This window comes from Acinetobacter kyonggiensis (genome assembly GCF_900107285.1).
Classification (GTDB): domain Bacteria; phylum Pseudomonadota; class Gammaproteobacteria; order Pseudomonadales; family Moraxellaceae; genus Acinetobacter; species Acinetobacter kyonggiensis.
This window is the reverse complement of the sequence record NZ_FNPK01000006.1, coordinates 104,237-122,803: the sequence shown is the minus strand read 5'-3', so window position 1 is coordinate 122,803 and position 18,567 is coordinate 104,237. Positions and strand designations below refer to the sequence as shown.

Sequence of the window (18,567 nt, the reverse complement as noted above, 5' to 3'; positions counted from 1 at the left end):
AATGTGATTTAAATCACTCCTAGGTTTATTCATATTTCAATTGCAAATGTATCTTTGGCGGGCTTTTCTACACATTTTTAATAAAACTAATACAAAGCAGACACTAAACCACATAACTCTGCTTCGTCATCTCCATATTTCACCAAATATTTTTGTTACATTTACCGCCATCGAAAGCAATTACAATGGTCCGCTTTTTGGACATGGAGTTAACTATGAAACTTAATGCATTATTATTAAGCGCAACATTAGCAGCAACCTCAATAATGGCAGTGAATGCTCATGCTGATAATACAACTCGCGTAGCAGCAACGTCTGCATTAGGTAGTGTAGCAGGTACGGCTATTGGTAAAAGCATGGGTGGCAACACTGGCGCGATGATTGGTTCTGCTATTGGTGGTGCGGGTGGTGCTGCTGTATCAGCAAACAAACGCGACCGTACTGGCGCTGCTATCGGTGGTGGTTTAGGTGGTGTGGGCGGTTATACTGTCGGTAAAAGCGTAGGTGGTACAACTGGTGGCTATGTGGGTTCAGCTTTAGGTGCTGCGGGTGGCTCTGTACTCGGTAAAAAAGTATCACAAGACCGTCATGCTGACCAACGCTCTTATAAAAAGAAATCTAAAAAATACCGTCGTAACCATCACTAAGTTATCATTAGCTAACTGAATAATAAAATTCCTTATTTAAAAAATGCCAGTCAGTTAAAAAACTGACTGGCATTTTTTTAACTGCTATTCAATGTGTTTTCACCAAACTTTCACCCATCACAACTCTCCATAAAATTACTTGGAAAAATAAAATTTCTGCCACTAAAACTGCAATAAAAATCTTTTGATAAATTCTGTGCTGGATACGATACCCCCTTTCGGCTAAAGCAAAGAATCTAACCCGTTCCAAATCTTGATTTAAAAGTCATCTGCGGTCATAAATCAAAAAAGTGAATATATTTGTTTTTACCCCCCAATTTCCCCGCACGACCTTGAATTGATGTTTTTTACAGCATAAACAGCCTATTCCCCTCTATCTCGCCCCAATCATGAATGAATTGAGTAGATAAAGAATACAAACGATTAACACGCTATTCATCTTCATTTCCAAATCTTTGACTACATTAGACTCAAGATATAACGAAAGCTTCAAAAAGGAGTTTGCCATGAAATTTAATTCAATAATTCTTGCCGCTGTAGTTGCAACATCAGCAGTAACAGCAACAACAACCTATGCTGATAGTTCTACACGTGTAGCAGCGACGTCTGCTTTAGGCAGTGTGGTCGGTACTGCGCTTGGTAAACAAATGGGTGGCAACACTGGGGCAATGATTGGTTCTGCAATTGGTGGGGCTGGTGGCGCTGCGATCTCAAGTGATCGTCGTAACCGTACGGGTGCTGCAATCGGTGGTGGTTTAGGTGGTGTGGGTGGTTATACTGTCGGTAAAAATGTTGCTGGTACAACTGGCGGCTATGTTGGTTCAGCGCTAGGTGCTGCGGGTGGTTCTGTACTGGGTAAAAAAGTCAGTGAAGACCGCCGCTATGATGAAGATCGTAATGACCGCGACCGTTATAACAACAATGGCTATCGCAACAACAAATACAGCTACAATGATCGTAATTACAGACACGATAATGGTCGCCATCGCGGACACTATAAAAACCATCGTTAATGGCTAAAGATTCAATTTAAAGCACCTTCGGGTGCTTTTTTTATAGCTGCTAAAAAACCATCTATAAAGCAGATCAAGATACAGAATATATTGAAAAAACATATATCGAAAAAAAACGATATACAAGTTCAATCAGGCATCGTATGCTCTACTCAGATTCCATATTTGAGAAAACAGATGCGCTCATTAAAAGACACCCCTTTTTCAATCCTTGAACTTGCTCCCGTTCGTGATGATAAAAGCATTCAGTTTTCACTTCATCATGCTTTGGCACTTGCACAAAAAGCGGAAGAATTAGGCTACAAACGCCTATGGCTTGCAGAACATCATAATATGGATGGTATTGCCAGCTCTGCAACTGCCGTTTTATTGGGTTACATCTTAGCGAATACTCAAACTTTAAAAGTGGGTTCAGGCGGCATTATGTTGCCGAATCATGCACCACTGGTTGTTGCAGAACAATTTGGTACTTTAGCAACCCTCTACCCTGACCGTGTTGAACTAGGTCTTGGACGTGCACCCGGAACAGACCAAGTGACCATGCGTGCCTTACGTCGTGGTCGTCAAAAAACTGAAGATCAATTTCCACAAGATATTTTGGAAATACTACAATATTTTAAAGCACCTGCTCCACAGCAACGTATTATTGCCACACCGGGACAAAATACTCATGTGCCAGTTTGGTTATTAGGTTCAAGCTTATTTAGTGCCCAATTGGCGGCAAAACTAGGACTGCCCTATTCGTTTGCTTCACACTTTGCACCACGCATGTTGGATCAAGCCATCAAACTATATAGAGAAAACTTTGAACCTTCTGAATATTTAGACAAACCCTATATTTCTATGGGCGTTCCAACGGTAGTCGCCCAAACAGATGCAGAAGCTGAATATTTAGCCACTAGCGCATACCAACGTGTACTTGGCTTAATGCGTGGACAAAGTTTAAAACTTAAAGCCCCTGTTGCAACGATGGATGGACTATGGTCATCCGCAGAAAAAATGTCTGTCGATAATTTCTATGCCATGGCTCAAGTTGGTTCACCCGACACGGTCAAAGCTGGTTTAGAAATGCTGTTAGAAAAATACGATGTCGATGAGTTTATTTTCACTTGTGATATTTATGACACAGACAAGCGCATTGAAAACTTTGAATTATTAATGAATATCAAAAACGCTTAATCACTTTAATACGGCCAAAATAGCACCTATCTAAGATAATGCCAGTCAGTTAAGAAATTGACTGGCATTTTATTTTTTAAATTCATAATGTTATTCGATACGCGGAAACGTCATCCGCAACTTGAGCAATAAATAAAGCACAGCTTTATTTTGCAGCGCAAGGCATGAGGTGTATACACCGCAAGATTGGAAAAGTACAGTTTCTTCGATTTATTAATTAATAAAAGATATTTGGCGAGTTTTGCGGTGAGGCGCACTGCGCCGCAAGATGCCTTTCTTGCGAACTCAAAATATATTTTGAGGCTTCTCATTTGGGCTTATCCAAAGTAATAGATGAGCTCCAAATATTTGATTTAAAAAATATAAGACTCCGTCGTAAAGAATTAAAAAGTTAAGGAGTCTATTACCAAACTCCTTAACTGACTGGTACTACTTATCTAAGGTGCTATTTTTTTATTGCAAATCACCATAACGCTCCTTACATCATTATTAACTTTACTCTATTCAGATTAAACAACATTTGCGATCCTGTTCAGCTTCTGCATAATAGTGATATAAAAAACAATCCAATACAAAAATGGAAAATAGAATGAATCAATATATTAATAAACCAACATCTGCATTTATTGCTGCAAGTTGGGTTGCTCTAATTGCAGGTGCAGCAGCATATATGATCGGTTTGTGGAATGCAGACATGCTGCTCAACGAAAAAGGTTATTATTTAATTCTCATTTTGTATGGTTTATTCGCAGCAGTATCCTTGCAAAAAATTATCCGAGATAAGCTAGAAGGCGTTCATGTCACCGCTATTTATTTTGGGCTATGTTGGGCTTCCATCGTGATCTGCATTGCACTGCTGAGCATTGGTTTATGGAATGCTTCACTTGAATTGAGTGAAAAAGGCTTTTATATCATGGCTTTTTTACTGAGCTTATTTGGTGCAGTTGCCGTACAAAAAAATATTCGCGATTTAGACTATCTTAGAATGCATACACAGCCACCCAGTGTGCCGCATTATTCACAAACACCCTTTGAGAATATAGAACATGATGATGAAAAAAATTAAGCTGTGTTAAAGCATAATCTTTTTTGCAACGTCTGATCCCAGTCAAATCCTCTATGACATTTAAAAATAAGGCTTACTGTCTCAGAACAAGCCTTATTTTTATGATCAGCTCATCCAGTTTCACACGCAAGATCATCAATTTTAAGCAAAAATAGTTTCATATTTCCATCCACACCATGATGACGATGACTGACCAGATTCCAGAAAAATCTTTACCAAAAGTTCTATCTTGGATATACCAATGAATTGCAGAACCAACTGCAATGAAGTAAAAACAAGAAAGGATATGAAAATGGTTAACAAGAAAAAGAATCCATTGGATGGTTTCTTTCAAAACTCACTCGATTTTTTTCAGAATTTTAAAGGGAAAATCGTTGCCGCTGAAGATATCAAACGATTTGATTTTTCAGGTTTAAATGTGGCTATTATTGGTGCAGACCAAATGACTGTGACGTATCTTGCGCAAATTTGTAATGATGCTAAATTGGTTAAAGTATTTCAAATCACGCCACATTTTTTATTACCTCAGACAGAAAAAGGAATACATAAACTCCTTTCACACCCTTTGATTATTAAAAATCGTCGTTTATTTAACAACCGAATCAAAGCATTATTGGCTATTCGTTATCTTGAATCACAAGTTCAAGATAATTGGTTAAAACGACAGCTAATGCCGAATTCGGCTTCTGAACACAAGCTCTTTCTAAAATCAGATACTTATTATTCAGCTTTACAACGTGAAAATTGTAAACTCATTACTTGGCCCATCGTTAAAATCACCGATCAAGCAATACAAAGTATGGATGGTACTGAACATAAAGTAGATGTCATTATTAGCACTTACTAAAATTTTAAAGATAAAAAAGAGGTCAATTCATCTTGACCTCTTTTTTACATCAACTTATTTCACCGTACCGATATATTGATAATTGTTGTTATTTTTTTGATAGCGTAAGTATTTACCCGTTGGCTTGGTATTTTGATCTAATAATTTAATATCAATAAACTTCAAATCCTTCGAAACACGAATATAATCCCCTTTACGTTCGGCATCATATTGACAGTTATAATCCACACTAATCGTATCTAATTTTTTGTTTTTGGTTTGGAAAATTGGTACTGGATTCAACTGATTTTTCTGCTGTTTATAAGCTTGTATTTGATAAGCACCAACACAACTATCACCTTTATAGTAACTTTGAATTAAATAAATTGGCTGTCCAGACATCGTGATTTGATCAACACTTCGAATAAAACCAGTTTCAATCGCTTGAAGTTTCTTTTTGGGCGCATTTTTAAACTGTGCATAAGATGAATATGTCCCCATAGTGCCACCACCGCCAACATCAAAAGTATAGGTTTTAAGCAATTGATCAGGCGTGTAGCGAATACTTAAGCCAAAGTTTTCGGTAAGTTTGGGAAAGCGATAAGTATAACTATCTGCATTTTTTTCAATCAACTTCACTACATCACTTTCGAATTTTTGATTGACTGTATAAAAGTCTTGCACAGCATATTGTGTATAAATCTGTTGTTCTAAAACACTTAAAGTCGTGGTATTGGCATAGCTATGGTTTAAAAAACCAACAGACAAAACACTAAAACCAGCTATTTTTAATATCTTTTTCATATTAACTCATCCATTATCTTTGTTATTTATGGCATGAAATAAGAGCCTACACAAAGACTCTTATTTCTATAGAATAATGTAATGACAATTAACCTATACGACGTTTCAAACCCGTCATTTGTAGAACACGTGTTGAAATTTCCTCAATCGACATTTCAGAAACATTCAAATATTTAATCCCCTCAGAAATATAAATCCCCTCAACGGCACGAAGCTCCATCTGACACTGACTGAAACTTGCATAACGGCTATTGGCTTTACGTTCAGAACGAATCGCTACAAGCCTTTCTGCATCAATCATTAAGCCAAATAACTTATGTTTATGTGCTTTTAATACAGCAGGCAAACGATTGTCATCCAAGTCTTCTTCAGTCAGTGGGTAGTTTGCTACACGAATACCAAACTGTAATGACAAATAAATTGAAGTTGGTGTTTTGCCTGAACGCGACACACCAATTAAAATTAAATCTGCTTTATCATAATGACGTGTACGCGCACCATCATCATTGTCTAGCGCAAAATGAACCGCATCAATACGGGCTTTATATGACTCTGAGTCGGTCACTGCATGGGTTTGCCCGACTAAAGTTGTAGGAGGAGTACCTAAAACCTCAGACAACTTACCAATAAGACCTTCAAAAACATCAAGATTTACCGCATTTGCAGTATTAATAATATCGCGTACATACGGGTCTACAAGAGTATCAAATACCAAAGGTTGCTGCCCATCACGATCAGCGCGTTGATTAATTTCTGCAACCACATTCATGGCTGCTTCTTCAGAGCTAATATAAGGAATAATATGAATGTCAAAATTAACATGAGGAAATTGCGCTAACAGTGAGTGTCCAAGGGTTTCAGCAGTAATTGCTGTACCATCAGATACAAAAAATACACTACGCTTAATTTGTTTACCTTCTGACATTAAAATTCTCCTTAAATATTTGTCTAAGTGCTATAAAATCTTTATAGTAAACTGATCTTATATAACTTTCGCTTAGTAAAATCAAAATGCTAAGTAGATTTGTTATAATTTCATGCAAGATAGTGATTAATACTGCAAAAGTGGAGTAACAACATTGGAAGCGCGCGTAATTGGTCTAGAAAAATTAGGGAAACACGACGTTGAACTTGTAGGTGGGAAAAACTCATCTTTAGGTGAAATGATCAGCCACTTATCCAATGCTGGTGTATCAGTGCCAGGTGGCTTCGCAACGACTGCTGCTGCTTATCGTGAATTTCTCGAGCAAAGTGGCCTAAACGCTAAAATTCAGGCAGAGCTATCAACTTTAAATGTTGATGATGTCAATGCTCTTGCAGAATCTGGCGCAAAAATTCGCCAATGGATCGTCGATACTCCGCTTACAGCCGAACTTGAAAAAGAAGTTCACAACGCTTTCGCAGACCTTTCTAACGGCAACCCTGAAATCGCGGTTGCCGTTCGTTCATCTGCAACTGCAGAAGACTTACCAGATGCTTCTTTTGCGGGTCAACAAGAAACTTTCTTAAATATTCGCGGCATCGATAATGTATTGATCGCAATTAAAGAAGTTTTTGCTTCACTTTATAATGACCGTGCAATTGCATATCGCGTACATCAAAATTTTAAACATGAAGTTGTAGCCTTATCTGCTGGTATTCAACGAATGGTACGTTCTGAGACAGGTGCTGCGGGTGTAATGTTTACACTAGATACAGAGTCTGGTTTCCGTGATGTTGTATTTATCACTGCATCTTATGGTTTGGGTGAAATGGTTGTTCAGGGCGCGGTAAACCCTGACGAATTCTACCTTTCTAAACCATTATTAAACGCAGGGAAACATTCAATCCTACGTCGTAATCTTGGCTCTAAACACCAAAAAATGATTTATGGTGAAGAAGGCTCTACAGGTAAATCAGTTGTTGTTGTAGACGTTGAAAAACAAGATCGTCAACAATTCGCACTGAATGATCATGAGCTTCAAGAACTTGCTAAACAAGCATTGATCATTGAAAACCATTACGGTTCACCAATGGACATCGAATGGGCGAAAGATGGCGACGATGATCAAATTTATATCGTTCAAGCACGTCCAGAAACAGTAAAAAGCCGTGAAAATGTCGGCACAATGGAACGCTACCTGCTTAAACAAAAAGGTACTGTCGTTTGTGAAGGTCGTTCAATTGGTCAACGTATCGGTTCTGGTAAAGTCCGCATCGTAACGTCAATTAAAGAAATGGACAAAGTACAACCGGGTGACGTTCTTGTCTCTGACATGACTGACCCAGATTGGGAACCAGTCATGAAACGTGCTGCTGCCATCGTGACGAATCGTGGTGGTCGTACATGTCATGCTGCAATTATTGCACGTGAACTTGGTGTTCCAGCAATCGTTGGTTGTGGCAATGCAACTGAAGTATTGACTGACGGTCAAGAAGTGACTGTTTCTTGTGCTGAAGGTGATACAGGCTTCATTTATGAAGGCTCTTTAGATTTCGAAATTCAACGTAACTCGATTGAATCTATGCCTAAACTTCCGTTCAAAATCATGATGAACGTAGGTAACCCTGACCGTGCATTCGATTTCGCAACTATTCCAAATGAAGGTATTGGTCTTGCACGTTTAGAATTCATCATCAACCGTATGATTGGTGTGCATCCAAAAGCGTTATTGAACATTGATAGCCTTCCACGTGAAACACGTGCTGCGGTCATGGCGCGTACAGCAGGTTACTCTTCTCCAATCGAATTCTATGTCGAAAAATTGGTTGAAGGTATTTCAACTCTTGCTGCTGCTTTCGCTGACAAGCCTGTGATTGTTCGTATGTCTGACTTCAAGTCAAACGAATATGCGAACCTCATTGGCGGTAAGTTATACGAGCCAGAAGAAGAAAATCCAATGTTGGGCTTCCGTGGTGCAAGCCGTTATGTGTCTGACAATTTCCGTGACTGCTTCGAACTTGAATGCCGCGCATTGAAGAAAGCGCGTGACGAAATGGGTTTAACCAATATTCAAATCATGATTCCTTTTGTACGTACAGTTGCAGAAGCAAAACGTGTTATTGAACTATTGGCGCTTAATGGTCTTAAACGTGGTGAAAATGGCCTTAAAGTCATCATGATGTGCGAATTACCAACCAATGCATTGTTAGCTGAACAATTCCTTGAGCACTTCGATGGTTTCTCTATCGGTTCAAACGACTTGACTCAATTAACACTTGGTTTAGACCGCGACTCTGGTATCGTTTCTCACCTGTTTGATGAGCGTGATCCTGCTGTTAAAGCATTACTCTCTATGGCAATTCATGCATGCCGTAAAGCAGGCAAATACGTTGGTATTTGTGGTCAAGGCCCTTCTGATCATCCTGACCTTGCTCGATGGTTGATGGAACAAGGCATCGAATCTGTTTCATTAAATCCAGACTCAGTTTTAGACACTTGGTTCTTCTTAGCAGAAGAAAAGACTAAACAAGTTTAATAAAACGTGTTAAAAAAAGACCCACTAGTGGGTCTTTTTTTATCCATCTTTTAAGATTTAGTTTTGAGAATTCAATTTTATGCAAATTTACTTGGCACGTGATAATCAACAAGCGGGTCCATACACCTTAGAGCAACTCAATCAAATGCTCGCGAGTCAGCAAGTCATGCTCACTGACTTAGCTTGGCACCAAGGTATGCCAGAATGGAAAGCTTTAGGTGAATTAACCAAGGGTAAACTTGTATATGAACCTGTAGGTTATACTGCCCCAACCCCCTTCCTCGAAAAAACACCTTTACAAAATTCAACTATGGGTAAAGTACAATCGGGGAAAAAACCAACTCAAAACAGCGAACTTGCTTCCATTACTACCCGTATTTTAGCAAAAATTATCGACTTATTATTGTGGTTGCCGGCAGCAGCGATTCCTTCATTTTTTCTAAAACCGGATCAATTTAATCAATTGTCTGATATTCAACAAAAGATGCAATCTGCTGACACATCAACTCAAGCTGTACAATTACAACAGGAATTATTTACCCTTATTCCTATAGAAGCTTGGCAAGCCATGTTTGTATACATCATCATTATGCTAGGTATTCAAGCCTTCATGTTGGCAAAATCTGGGCAAAGTATTGGTAAAAAACTCACCAAAATTAAAATTGTCGATGCCGAAAATGGGGAAAAAGTCAGTCTGATGCGTGTCTTCACTTTGCGTAGTTTTATCTTCATTATTTTAAATATGCTCTTTATGCCGTTGATCACAATTATTGACCATGTTTTCGCATTGAGCGAAAAACGTCAAACTTTACATGACAAATTAGCTAAAACCAAAGTGATCAAACAATAAACATCAAAAACAGGGATGATTTTATCTCCCTGTTTTTCCCCAGAATATTGATATTAAAATAATAATTTTCATCTTAAAACTTTAATTCCGAGTAAAAAAATCAGTTTTTATAACAGTCATTTAAAGCCACTTTACATATAGCTTAGTTCAACAATATGAGGCATAATGCCCTACAACGTAGCGGTGTCTCATGATTGGGAAGGATTTTCTATGCTTAGAATTTCTAAGTGAAAATAAATATTTCCAATCATGCGACACTTTAATCGCTATCCCATATTAAATTAGGGAATGGGACTCTTCACCGAGGTTGTAAAATGAGACAAACGATTTTAGCTGTATTGTCTTTATCTGCGATGGCTGCACTCTTAACTGGGTGTGGCGGTGATATGGTACTTCTAAACTCAAAAGGTCCAGTTGCTGAAGGTCAAAGTAACCTGATGATGACTGCGATCTACTTAATGCTTTTGGTGGTAATTCCATCAGTTATTATGGCATTGTGGTTTGGTTGGAAATATCGCGCGTCGAATAAAGATGCAGACTATAAACCTACTTGGGCACACTCTACCGCTATTGAAATTATAGTTTGGGGTGTTCCAGTCATTATTATTGGTATTCTAGCTTGGTTAACTTGGTGGGGTTCACACAAGTATGACCCTTACCGCCCGCTCGAATCAGATAAAGCTCCGTTAACTGTTCAAGTTATTGCTGAACAATTCAAATGGATCTTTATTTATCCAGAACAAGATATTGCAACTGTTAACGAAATGCGCTTTCCAGAGAAAACCCCGTTAAGCTTACGTATTACGTCTAACTTCACAATGAACTCGTTCTTTATTCCTGCATTGTCTGGTCAGATTTATGCAATGGCGGGTATGCAAACTCACTTGCACATGTTAGCAGACACGACTGGCGTATTCCGTGGTTTCTCTTCTAACTATTCAGGTTATGGCTTCTCGCAAATGCGCTTTAAAGCTCATTCTGTAACAGATGCACAGTTTGCCAATTGGGTAGCAGCAGTTAAAGCAGGTAATGGTACTTCAGTTAATCCTGAAGCAATTCAAAAAGGTATTTTAGACCAAACTGAATTTGCAACCTTACGTGATGGTAACCGTGGTAAGCACCAAATCGAAGCATTAGTGGCAAAAGCAACGACTCCAGAAGAAAAGGCTGCTGCTGAAGCAATGAAGCCTTATCCGACTAAGCCACACCCAGTGACTTACTATTCTTCAGTTGAGCCTAAATTGTTCGAATCCGTGATTAACAGATACATGAGCAACTACCATGGTGCTGATCACTCAGCAACTGTAGGTCATGAAGCTGCTGCTTCTGAAGCTCATGCAAATGTTGAGCATGCGACTGCTTCTGTAGAGGAATAAGACATGAGCTTTTTAGGTAAGTTAGGACCAGATGCAATTCCATACGATCCAATCGTATTGGCAACTGTTGCAATGATGATCCTAGGTGGCCTTGCTGCTGTTGCAGGGATCACCTACTTTAAAAAATGGAATTACTTGTGGACTGAATGGTTCACTTCTGTAGACCATAAAAAAATTGGTATCATGTATATCTTGGTATCTGTAGTCATGTTACTTCGTGGCTTCGCAGATGCAATCATGATGCGTCTTCAACAGTTCCTCGCACGAGGTGGTGGTGAAGGCTATTTACACCCTGAACATTACGATCAGATTTTTACTGCCCATGGCGTAATTATGATCTTCTTCGTTGCAATGGGTCTTGTTGTCGGCTTAATGAACATCTCTGTACCTTTACAGATTGGTGCTCGTGACGTTGCCTTCCCATTATTGAACTCTTTAAGCTTCTGGTTATTTGCCGGCGCTGCGGGTCTCATGATGGCTTCTCTTGCACTTGGTGAATTTGCTGCGACTGGTTGGATGGCTTATCCTCCTCTTTCAGGCATCGAATATTCTCCTGGCGTAGGTGTCGACTACTACATTTGGGCACTTCAGGTTTCAGGCTTAGGTACTCTTTTAACGGGTGTTAACTTCTTTGTTACCATCATTAAAATGCGTGCACCTGGCATGACACTTATGGATATGCCGATCTTTACTTGGACTGCACTTTGTACGTCTGTATTGATCATCGCATCTTTCCCAGTGTTAACTGCAACGATTGCAATGTTAACCCTTGACCGTTACTTCGACTTCCACTTCTTTACAAATGACTTGGGTGGTAGCCCAATGTTGTATGTAAACTTGATTTGGACTTGGGGTCACCCAGAAGTATACATCTTAGTATTACCAGCATTTGGTATTTACTCTGAAGTTGTATCCACTTTCTCTCGTAAAGCATTGTTTGGTTATAAATCAATGGTTTATGCGACTATTGCGATCACAGTACTTGCGTTCGTAGTATGGGTTCACCACTTCTTTACAATGGGTGCTGGTGCCAACGTTAACGCGTTCTTCGGTATCATGACCATGGTTATTGCGATTCCGACTGGTGTGAAAATCTTCTCTTGGTTATTCACCATGTATAAGGGTCGTATTACCTTTACAACACCAATGCTATGGACACTAGGCTTCCTTGTGACTTTTGGTATTGGTGGTTTAACAGGTGTATTAATGGCAGTTCCACCAGCGGACTTCTTAGTACATAACTCGTTATTCTTAATTGCTCACTTCCATAACGTAATTATTGGTGGTGTAGTATTTGCAATGTTCGCAGGTATCATTTTCTACTGGCCAAAAATGTTTGGTTGGAAACTAAATGAAGCTTGGGGTAAAGCAGCTTTCTGGTTCTGGTTCTTCGGCTTCTACTTTGCATTCATGCCACTTTATATCCTTGGTTTCATGGGTATGACACGTCGTCTGAATACATATGACAACCCAGAATGGGATCCATACATCGCTATCGCTTTGTTTGGTGCTATCCTTATCGCGATTGGTATTGCATGTTTCTTAATGCAAATCATTGTTGGTTTCTTACAACGCAACGACAATCTCGATTTGACTGGCGATCCATGGGATGCTCGCACATTAGAGTGGGCTACTTCTTCACCTGCTCCGTTCTATAACTTTGCTCATGTGCCACAAGCTGACGGTATCGACCGCTTCTGGACTGACAAAGAAAACGGTGTTGCATACGCGCGTCCTACGTCGTATGAAGATGTACACATGCCAACTAATCGTGCTGCTGGTTTTGTTATTGCAATGTTCATTACTGTTATGGGCTTTGCTTTAATCTGGCATATCTGGTGGTTAGCTGCTGTTGGATTCATTGGTGCTATCGTTTCGTTTATCGTAAGTTCATTCACGAAAGAAGTGGATTACTATGTGCCTGCTGCTGAAGTAGAACGCATTGAAAACGAACGCTATGCGATTCTTGAAAAACACTTGAAGAAGGACTAAGACAATGGCTGAAGTACTTCATCACGACAACCATGGACATGATGATCATCACCACGATGATACCGACATCACCGTCTTTGGTTTCTGGACTTACTTGATGAGTGACTTGATCCTATTCGGGACACTCTTCATTGCGTTCGCTGTATTAAGCAGTCACATTCCAATGGGTACTCCAAGTGCAAAAGAGCTTTTTGGTGAGTCTTTAGGTTTCGTTTTAACTGAAACTTTCGCTCTCCTCATCTCTTCTGTAACATTCGGTTTTGCCGTACTTGCTGCATACAAAAAAAATGTTAGCCAAGTTTTAACTTGGTTAATCATTACATGGTTATTTGGTGCTGCCTTCATTGGTATGGAACTTTATGAGTTCAATCACTTAGTTCATGCTGGTCATGGCCCAAGCACAAGTGCGTTCTTATCTTCGTTCTTTACGCTAGTAGGTACGCATGGTATTCACGTAACTTCGGGTTTGGTATGGATGATCATTTTGATGATTCAAATCAAGAAAAATGGTTTGACTCTTCCAAACACTCGTCGTCTTGCTTGCCTAAGCTTGTTCTGGCACTTCCTTGACATCGTTTGGATCTGTGTATTCAGCGTCGTTTATTTGATGGGAGTTCTCTAATGAGTCACGATCACAACTCTGCTGGTGCATCGCACGGTAACGTGAAGCAATATACTATTGGTTTCATTTTGTCAGTTGCTCTTACTCTTATTCCTTTTGGAATGGTTATGAGCGGTGGCTTTGGACGTGGTATTTTGGTTACTGTAATTGCTATTACTGCAGTTGCTCAGGTTCTTGTACAGCTCATGTTCTTCTTGCACATGAACTCGTCTTCTGAACAACGTTGGAACGTGATTGCATTTATCTACACAGTACTGTGTATTGCGGTATTGCTGATTGGTTCTGTATGGATCATGAACTACCTTCACTACAACATGATGATCTAAACTGATTGTCATGCTGAAAAAGTATATATTCCTGACTAAACCAGGAATTCTCTTTGGTAACTTTGTTACCACTTTGGGCGGCTATTTCTTAGCCGCTCAAGGTTCTGTAGATTTCCTTTTATTGCTTATTACCCTCCTTGGTACAACTTTAGTTGTTGCCTCTGGTTGTGTGGTCAATAACGTTATTGACCAAGACATCGACCAAAAAATGCAGCGCACACTAAACCGTGCGATGGTTAAAAAAACAATCTCTCCTTCTGTTGCGTTAGCTTATGCTTTTGTATTGGGTGCGATTGGTTTTAGCATTTTATGGTTCTGGGTAAATGCGTACGCTTTTTTATTTGCAGTGATTGGTTTTGTAGTTTATGTGGTTTTTTATAGCCTCTGGACAAAACGCACAACAATTCACCAAACCGTTATTGGAAGTATTTCTGGTGCAAGCCCACCAGTGATTGGATATACCGCTGTTAGCCATGAATTTGACTTAGCTGCCTTAATTCTTTTTATTGGTTATGCACTTTGGCAAATGCCACATTCGTGGGCAATTGCAGTATATCGTTTTGATGACTACAAAAATGCAGGTGTTCCGATTCTTCCTGTAGCACGTTCTATTTTACGTACTAAAATTGAATCACTGATTTATGTTGTTTTATTTACCATCTCGATGAATGCTTTATATGTATATGGTTATACAAATTGGCTTTATCTTGTCATTCTAAATGCGTTATGTATTTACTGGTTTTATATTGGTGTACTTGGATTTAAAGCTGAAAATGACCAACTATGGGCAAAACGTTTTTTCCTATTTTCGGTTATTCTCATTACAATTGTGAGTTTATGCTTTAGTTTCACTTCGCAAGTACCCGCAACAAAAATCGTGTTTTTTTAAAAAAGATAGAGTTCTACTCTATCTTTTTTTTATTTTTTACTTCTAGAATTATTTCACTACAACAATCAAGTTGCTAATATTACAACCAAAATTATAAAGTTACTTTTTCCATATGAATTCTAAACTTAATATATTACGCCACACTATTTTTACTTCGTTATTTCCAGTATGTATTTTTTATTCAAACTTTGGCTATGCTGGTGCTGACACTTCCTGTGAACCCAGCACCGTCCTTCAAAACAACGAATATACTGCTTGTAATAATTTACCTACCCTTACGCCTGCCAACGACAACCAAAGCAATCTATTATTATTACTCAGTGATTTAAATTTAGTCAGCATTTCAACCACAACTGAAAAAAGCTCGCTTTGGGATACCAGCTATAGTGATGTTCCTTTTGAAACCAAACAACTCACCTCATCTGCCAAAAATACATCACTAAATGCGCGTAAATTTGTAGCAACAGATCTAGATCCATATCAAGAACATTGTAATTCCATGACCAAAGGTGGTTCTGATTTTATTCAACAGGTGAAAAATGATCAAACCGTACCTACAACCGAAAAAGAAATCTTAATTCGTGAACGCAACAAAATTTCTGAATGTGAAAAACAAATTAGTTTAATTAATGTTAATCCAAACTGGGCAGTGACCACTCGTCAATATGCATCCTATTTAAATGCAACAATTGCTTTTTATAATACCAACTTTTCCATAGCAACTAAAATTTACTCACTGCTAACCAATGTAAACAATTCTTGGTTAAAAGAAACAGCTCAGTACATGCTTATTCGCAGCAATCTAAATGCTGCTTTTCAAAGTGGCGTTGGGGAATATGGCGATCTTCAACGAGAGAAACTCAATCAAACCCTACTTAAAGCATTCTTTAACAGTATCACTCAATATCTAACGCTATACCCAAACGGGGAATATGCCGCCAGTGCACGTGGCCTACTACGACGTGGTTACTGGTTAAGTGGTCGACATGATTTATTGGTCAATGAACTTGCATGGCAAATTAACAACCCCAAATCGAAATTTTATAATCTTGAAATGGATAATATCGCTTATGAAATAGATCGTCATGTTTTTCAAAATACTAACTTTAAAGTTGAAAATTTAAAGAACCCTCTCTTTCTGGCCATTTATGACTTAATGCAAATGCGCAAGCCAGAAACAGCAGATGATCAAGTCATCACATGGACACAACTCAACAATCAAAAAGAAGTATTCAAAAACCAACCTGAACTGTTTCAGTATTTACAGGCCAATCATTTATTCTTTATTCAAAATAAACCGCAAGAAGCCTTAAATTTACTTCCTAAAGATAACCCCAGCTCTATAAACAACTATCTGCAACTCAGTCAAGTTTTTCTAAAAGGAAGAATTATTGAAAAATTAGAAAAGCCTCAATCTACACAACACTATTGGGAATCCTTCCTCGCAAAAGCAAAAACAGCTGATCAACGTGGGTTATTTGAATTAACACTATATCCTTATTATTTAAAACAACAAAATGTAGATGCTTTTATCGGTTCAAATGCCAAAATTAAACAAGCCTCTTTACAAAAAAGCTTTATTTCTGAATCTGCCAATGAAGATAGTCTGATGAAAATCATTCAGACCACAACAAGTACAGAGCATAAAAATTTAGCCTTATATACAGCCCTAAATAAATCTTTAGTCCATCAAAATTACCATTTATTTAATCAGGCTTATGCAGCCCTATCAAACAATGTTAGCCAGTTTAATCATACAGAAAACACTGCTGAAAAATTTCGTAGTCAGCCACCTTTAGCCAATTTCATTTGGAAAGGAACAACCATCACCCCGCAAATTAAATGTTCTGATTTAAAAACCTTGACTCAAAAACTGGCAGACACCCCTCAAGACTTAAATTTACGACTATGTTTGGGTGAATATTTTAGAAGTGAAAATGGTTATATGCTCAGCTCATTCACTTATAGCGAAAAGCAAAACCCAACTTTTCAAGGTTCGATATTCACTCGTGGACAAGTCTATAAAGATATAATTAAAACTCAGCCCAATGGTGAATTAAAAGCCTACGCACTTTATCGTGCGATCCAATGTTATGCACCCTCAGGTTTAAATGATTGCCAAGATCAAGAGGTTGAAAAATCCGTAAGAAAACAATGGTTCGATCAAATTAAACGTGATTATCCTAATACAACTTGGGCAAAATCATTAAAATTCTATTGGTAAATGTCAGATGCTACAGCGGATTCATTCGATTATTGTTATTTTACTTTGTGGCTTGAGTTTTATCACATGCCAACCGAGTCAATCTGCTTCATCTAAAACTATAGTTGATGCCAATCAATACGCTAGTTTTTGGATTTGGGGCGATATTTCTACTGCTGCTTATTTAAAGCAAGCCAAAGAACTTTATATTTTACAAGGCGAAATCCGTTTAGATCAATCGACACAAAATTCAATCTTGACGCCTCAAGGTATCTCGATTTTAAAAATACCGCACCAAAAAGTTTGGCTGGTCTATCGAAACCATCATTTAAACTGGCAAAAACCTGAATTAGAAAAAATTTTAAAGCGCATCAAACAATGGGAAAATGTCGGAAATCAAATTCAAGGCATTCAAATTGATTTCGATGCAAAGACAAAAAATTTAAAGCAATATGCCCTATTTCTTCAAACATTAAGAAAGCAATTGCCGAAACAATATCAAATCAGCATTACGGGATTACTTGACTGGACCAATGTTCAAGATGCGCAAGTTTTAAATTTGCTACGACAAAATATTAATGAACTGGTCATCCAAACGTATCAAGGCACAAGCACAATTCCAAATTATCAAAGCTACTTAAAACGAATTTCGGCCATGCATTTACCTTATAAAGTGGGGTTGGTACAAAATGGGCAATGGATTAACCCTGCCTTTATACAGCAAGATCCTCAATTTAAAGGCTATGTGGTTTTTCTATTACGCTCGAAGCCACGTATATAAATTCAGTATTTCAGAAAGCTGCTCTTGTAATTTCAGCTTAAAACCACTAAAATTCACGCTTCGCAAATTTTGCGACACAACCTCGGTTGTGACTCCTTGCCTCCGAATTTATTTAGAGGCTGTATAAACCGTAAGGAGCTGACAATGCGTCACTACGAAATCGTACTTTTGGTACATCCAGACCAAAGCGATCAAGTTGTGGGTATGGTAGAACGTTACCTAACTCACATCAAAGAAGCTGAAGGTCAAATTCACCGTTTAGAAGATTGGGGCCGCCGTCAATTGGCTTACCCGATTAACAAAATTCATAAAGCTCACTACATTTTAATGAATGTTGAATGTGGTCAAACTACGCTTAATGAATTAGAAGAATTGTTCCGTTATAACGATGCAATCCTTCGTAATGTTATTATTCGTCGTGAACATGCAATCACTGAAGAGTCATTGCTTGCTAAAAGTGCTGAAGAAAAACGTGCGCGTAAAGCACAACGTGAAGAAGCACAACAATCTCAAGATTCTGCTGAAGCATAAGGAG

At 38.4% G+C, this 18,567-nt stretch carries 17 protein-coding genes; 15 read left to right on the top strand and 2 right to left on the bottom strand.

Annotated features, from left to right (window positions below; translation table 11 throughout):
• The first annotated feature begins 215 nt into the window (after nucleotides 1-215).
• The 5 genes from BLV99_RS06875 to BLV99_RS06855 all read left to right on the top strand — a co-directional run bounded on the left by BLV99_RS06875 (nucleotide 216) and on the right by BLV99_RS06855 (nucleotide 4,752).
• Nucleotides 216-647: a glycine zipper domain-containing protein gene (locus BLV99_RS06875; protein ID WP_092689046.1), complete on the top strand. Its 432-nt coding sequence runs from the start codon at nucleotides 216-218 to the stop codon at nucleotides 645-647.
• Between the two features lie 506 nt (nucleotides 648-1,153).
• Nucleotides 1,154-1,660, top strand: coding sequence for a glycine zipper domain-containing protein (locus tag BLV99_RS06870; protein WP_092689043.1), 507 nt, complete (start codon nucleotides 1,154-1,156; stop codon nucleotides 1,658-1,660).
• 177 nt (nucleotides 1,661-1,837) lie between these two features.
• Nucleotides 1,838-2,839, top strand: a complete 1,002-nt coding sequence (locus BLV99_RS06865; RefSeq protein WP_092689040.1) for an LLM class flavin-dependent oxidoreductase — start codon at nucleotides 1,838-1,840, stop codon at nucleotides 2,837-2,839.
• Nucleotides 2,840-3,428: 589 nt separating this feature from the next.
• Nucleotides 3,429-3,905 (top strand): inner membrane protein YiaA, encoded by a 477-nt coding sequence (gene yiaA / locus BLV99_RS06860; protein WP_074945843.1) that lies wholly within the window; start codon nucleotides 3,429-3,431, stop codon nucleotides 3,903-3,905.
• A gap of 292 nt (nucleotides 3,906-4,197) precedes the next feature.
• Nucleotides 4,198-4,752, top strand: a complete 555-nt coding sequence (locus BLV99_RS06855) for an NAD(P)/FAD-dependent oxidoreductase (RefSeq protein ID WP_092689037.1) — start codon at nucleotides 4,198-4,200, stop codon at nucleotides 4,750-4,752.
• A 54-nt stretch (nucleotides 4,753-4,806) separates the two neighbouring features.
• Here BLV99_RS06855 and BLV99_RS06850 read toward each other — a convergent pair whose 3' ends face one another.
• Both BLV99_RS06850 and ppsR read right to left on the bottom strand, forming a co-directional pair.
• Nucleotides 4,807-5,535: a hypothetical protein gene (locus BLV99_RS06850; RefSeq protein WP_092689034.1), complete on the bottom strand. Its 729-nt coding sequence runs from the start codon at nucleotides 5,533-5,535 to the stop codon at nucleotides 4,807-4,809.
• Nucleotides 5,536-5,623: 88 nt separating this feature from the next.
• Nucleotides 5,624-6,460: a posphoenolpyruvate synthetase regulatory kinase/phosphorylase PpsR gene (ppsR, locus tag BLV99_RS06845; protein WP_004648838.1), complete on the bottom strand. Its 837-nt coding sequence runs from the start codon at nucleotides 6,458-6,460 to the stop codon at nucleotides 5,624-5,626.
• A gap of 154 nt (nucleotides 6,461-6,614) precedes the next feature.
• On the opposite strand from ppsR, the gene ppsA reads away from it, so the two are divergent.
• The 10 genes from ppsA to rpsF all read left to right on the top strand — a co-directional run bounded on the left by ppsA (nucleotide 6,615) and on the right by rpsF (nucleotide 18,563).
• Nucleotides 6,615-8,993 carry a phosphoenolpyruvate synthase gene (gene ppsA / locus BLV99_RS06840; protein ID WP_092689031.1) on the top strand — a complete coding sequence of 793 codons (2,379 nt, stop codon included), beginning with the start codon at nucleotides 6,615-6,617 and terminating at the stop codon, nucleotides 8,991-8,993.
• A gap of 79 nt (nucleotides 8,994-9,072) precedes the next feature.
• Entirely contained in the window at nucleotides 9,073-9,843 is a 771-nt protein-coding gene (locus tag BLV99_RS06835; RefSeq protein WP_086165861.1) for an RDD family protein, read from the top strand.
• A 314-nt stretch (nucleotides 9,844-10,157) separates the two neighbouring features.
• A complete protein-coding gene (gene cyoA, locus BLV99_RS06830) occupies nucleotides 10,158-11,219 on the top strand; it encodes a ubiquinol oxidase subunit II (RefSeq protein ID WP_092689028.1) in 1,062 nt (353 codons plus the stop codon).
• 3 nt (nucleotides 11,220-11,222) lie between these two features.
• Nucleotides 11,223-13,211 carry a cytochrome o ubiquinol oxidase subunit I gene (gene cyoB, locus BLV99_RS06825; protein WP_086165859.1) on the top strand — a complete coding sequence of 663 codons (1,989 nt, stop codon included), beginning with the start codon at nucleotides 11,223-11,225 and terminating at the stop codon, nucleotides 13,209-13,211.
• A gap of 4 nt (nucleotides 13,212-13,215) precedes the next feature.
• Nucleotides 13,216-13,833: a cytochrome o ubiquinol oxidase subunit III gene (cyoC, locus tag BLV99_RS06820; protein ID WP_004648832.1), complete on the top strand. Its 618-nt coding sequence runs from the start codon at nucleotides 13,216-13,218 to the stop codon at nucleotides 13,831-13,833.
• Nucleotides 13,833-14,159 (top strand): cytochrome o ubiquinol oxidase subunit IV, encoded by a 327-nt coding sequence (gene cyoD, locus BLV99_RS06815; RefSeq protein ID WP_004648831.1) that lies wholly within the window; start codon nucleotides 13,833-13,835, stop codon nucleotides 14,157-14,159. Before cyoC ends, cyoD begins: the two co-directional genes overlap by 1 nt.
• 10 nt (nucleotides 14,160-14,169) lie before the next feature.
• Entirely contained in the window at nucleotides 14,170-15,048 is an 879-nt protein-coding gene (gene cyoE, locus BLV99_RS06810) for a heme o synthase (RefSeq protein ID WP_092689024.1), read from the top strand.
• A 112-nt stretch (nucleotides 15,049-15,160) separates the two neighbouring features.
• Complete coding sequence (locus tag BLV99_RS06805) at nucleotides 15,161-17,272, top strand: PA5441 family protein (protein WP_092689021.1); 2,112 nt, start codon at nucleotides 15,161-15,163, stop codon at nucleotides 17,270-17,272.
• A 7-nt stretch (nucleotides 17,273-17,279) separates the two neighbouring features.
• Entirely contained in the window at nucleotides 17,280-18,032 is a 753-nt protein-coding gene (locus BLV99_RS06800) for a DUF3142 domain-containing protein (RefSeq protein ID WP_092689018.1), read from the top strand.
• Between the two features lie 144 nt (nucleotides 18,033-18,176).
• Nucleotides 18,177-18,563 (top strand): 30S ribosomal protein S6, encoded by a 387-nt coding sequence (gene rpsF / locus BLV99_RS06795; protein ID WP_004648827.1) that lies wholly within the window; start codon nucleotides 18,177-18,179, stop codon nucleotides 18,561-18,563.
• Nucleotides 18,564-18,567 lie beyond the last annotated feature (4 nt).

Coding starts and splice junctions, on each gene's coding strand:
- BLV99_RS06875 (WP_092689046.1), top strand. CDS start 216: ATGAAACTTAATGCATTATTATTAAGCGCAACATTAGCAGCAACCTCA.
- BLV99_RS06870 (WP_092689043.1), top strand. CDS start 1,154: ATGAAATTTAATTCAATAATTCTTGCCGCTGTAGTTGCAACATCAGCA.
- BLV99_RS06865 (WP_092689040.1), top strand. CDS start 1,838: ATGCGCTCATTAAAAGACACCCCTTTTTCAATCCTTGAACTTGCTCCC.
- yiaA (WP_074945843.1), top strand. CDS start 3,429: ATGAATCAATATATTAATAAACCAACATCTGCATTTATTGCTGCAAGT.
- BLV99_RS06855 (WP_092689037.1), top strand. CDS start 4,198: ATGGTTAACAAGAAAAAGAATCCATTGGATGGTTTCTTTCAAAACTCA.
- BLV99_RS06850 (WP_092689034.1), bottom strand. CDS start 5,535: ATGAAAAAGATATTAAAAATAGCTGGTTTTAGTGTTTTGTCTGTTGGT.
- ppsR (WP_004648838.1), bottom strand. CDS start 6,460: ATGTCAGAAGGTAAACAAATTAAGCGTAGTGTATTTTTTGTATCTGAT.
- BLV99_RS06835 (WP_086165861.1), top strand. CDS start 9,073: ATGCAAATTTACTTGGCACGTGATAATCAACAAGCGGGTCCATACACC.
- cyoA (WP_092689028.1), top strand. CDS start 10,158: ATGAGACAAACGATTTTAGCTGTATTGTCTTTATCTGCGATGGCTGCA.
- cyoB (WP_086165859.1), top strand. CDS start 11,223: ATGAGCTTTTTAGGTAAGTTAGGACCAGATGCAATTCCATACGATCCA.
- cyoC (WP_004648832.1), top strand. CDS start 13,216: ATGGCTGAAGTACTTCATCACGACAACCATGGACATGATGATCATCAC.
- cyoD (WP_004648831.1), top strand. CDS start 13,833: ATGAGTCACGATCACAACTCTGCTGGTGCATCGCACGGTAACGTGAAG.
- cyoE (WP_092689024.1), top strand. CDS start 14,170: ATGCTGAAAAAGTATATATTCCTGACTAAACCAGGAATTCTCTTTGGT.
- BLV99_RS06805 (WP_092689021.1), top strand. CDS start 15,161: ATGAATTCTAAACTTAATATATTACGCCACACTATTTTTACTTCGTTA.
- BLV99_RS06800 (WP_092689018.1), top strand. CDS start 17,280: ATGCTACAGCGGATTCATTCGATTATTGTTATTTTACTTTGTGGCTTG.
- rpsF (WP_004648827.1), top strand. CDS start 18,177: ATGCGTCACTACGAAATCGTACTTTTGGTACATCCAGACCAAAGCGAT.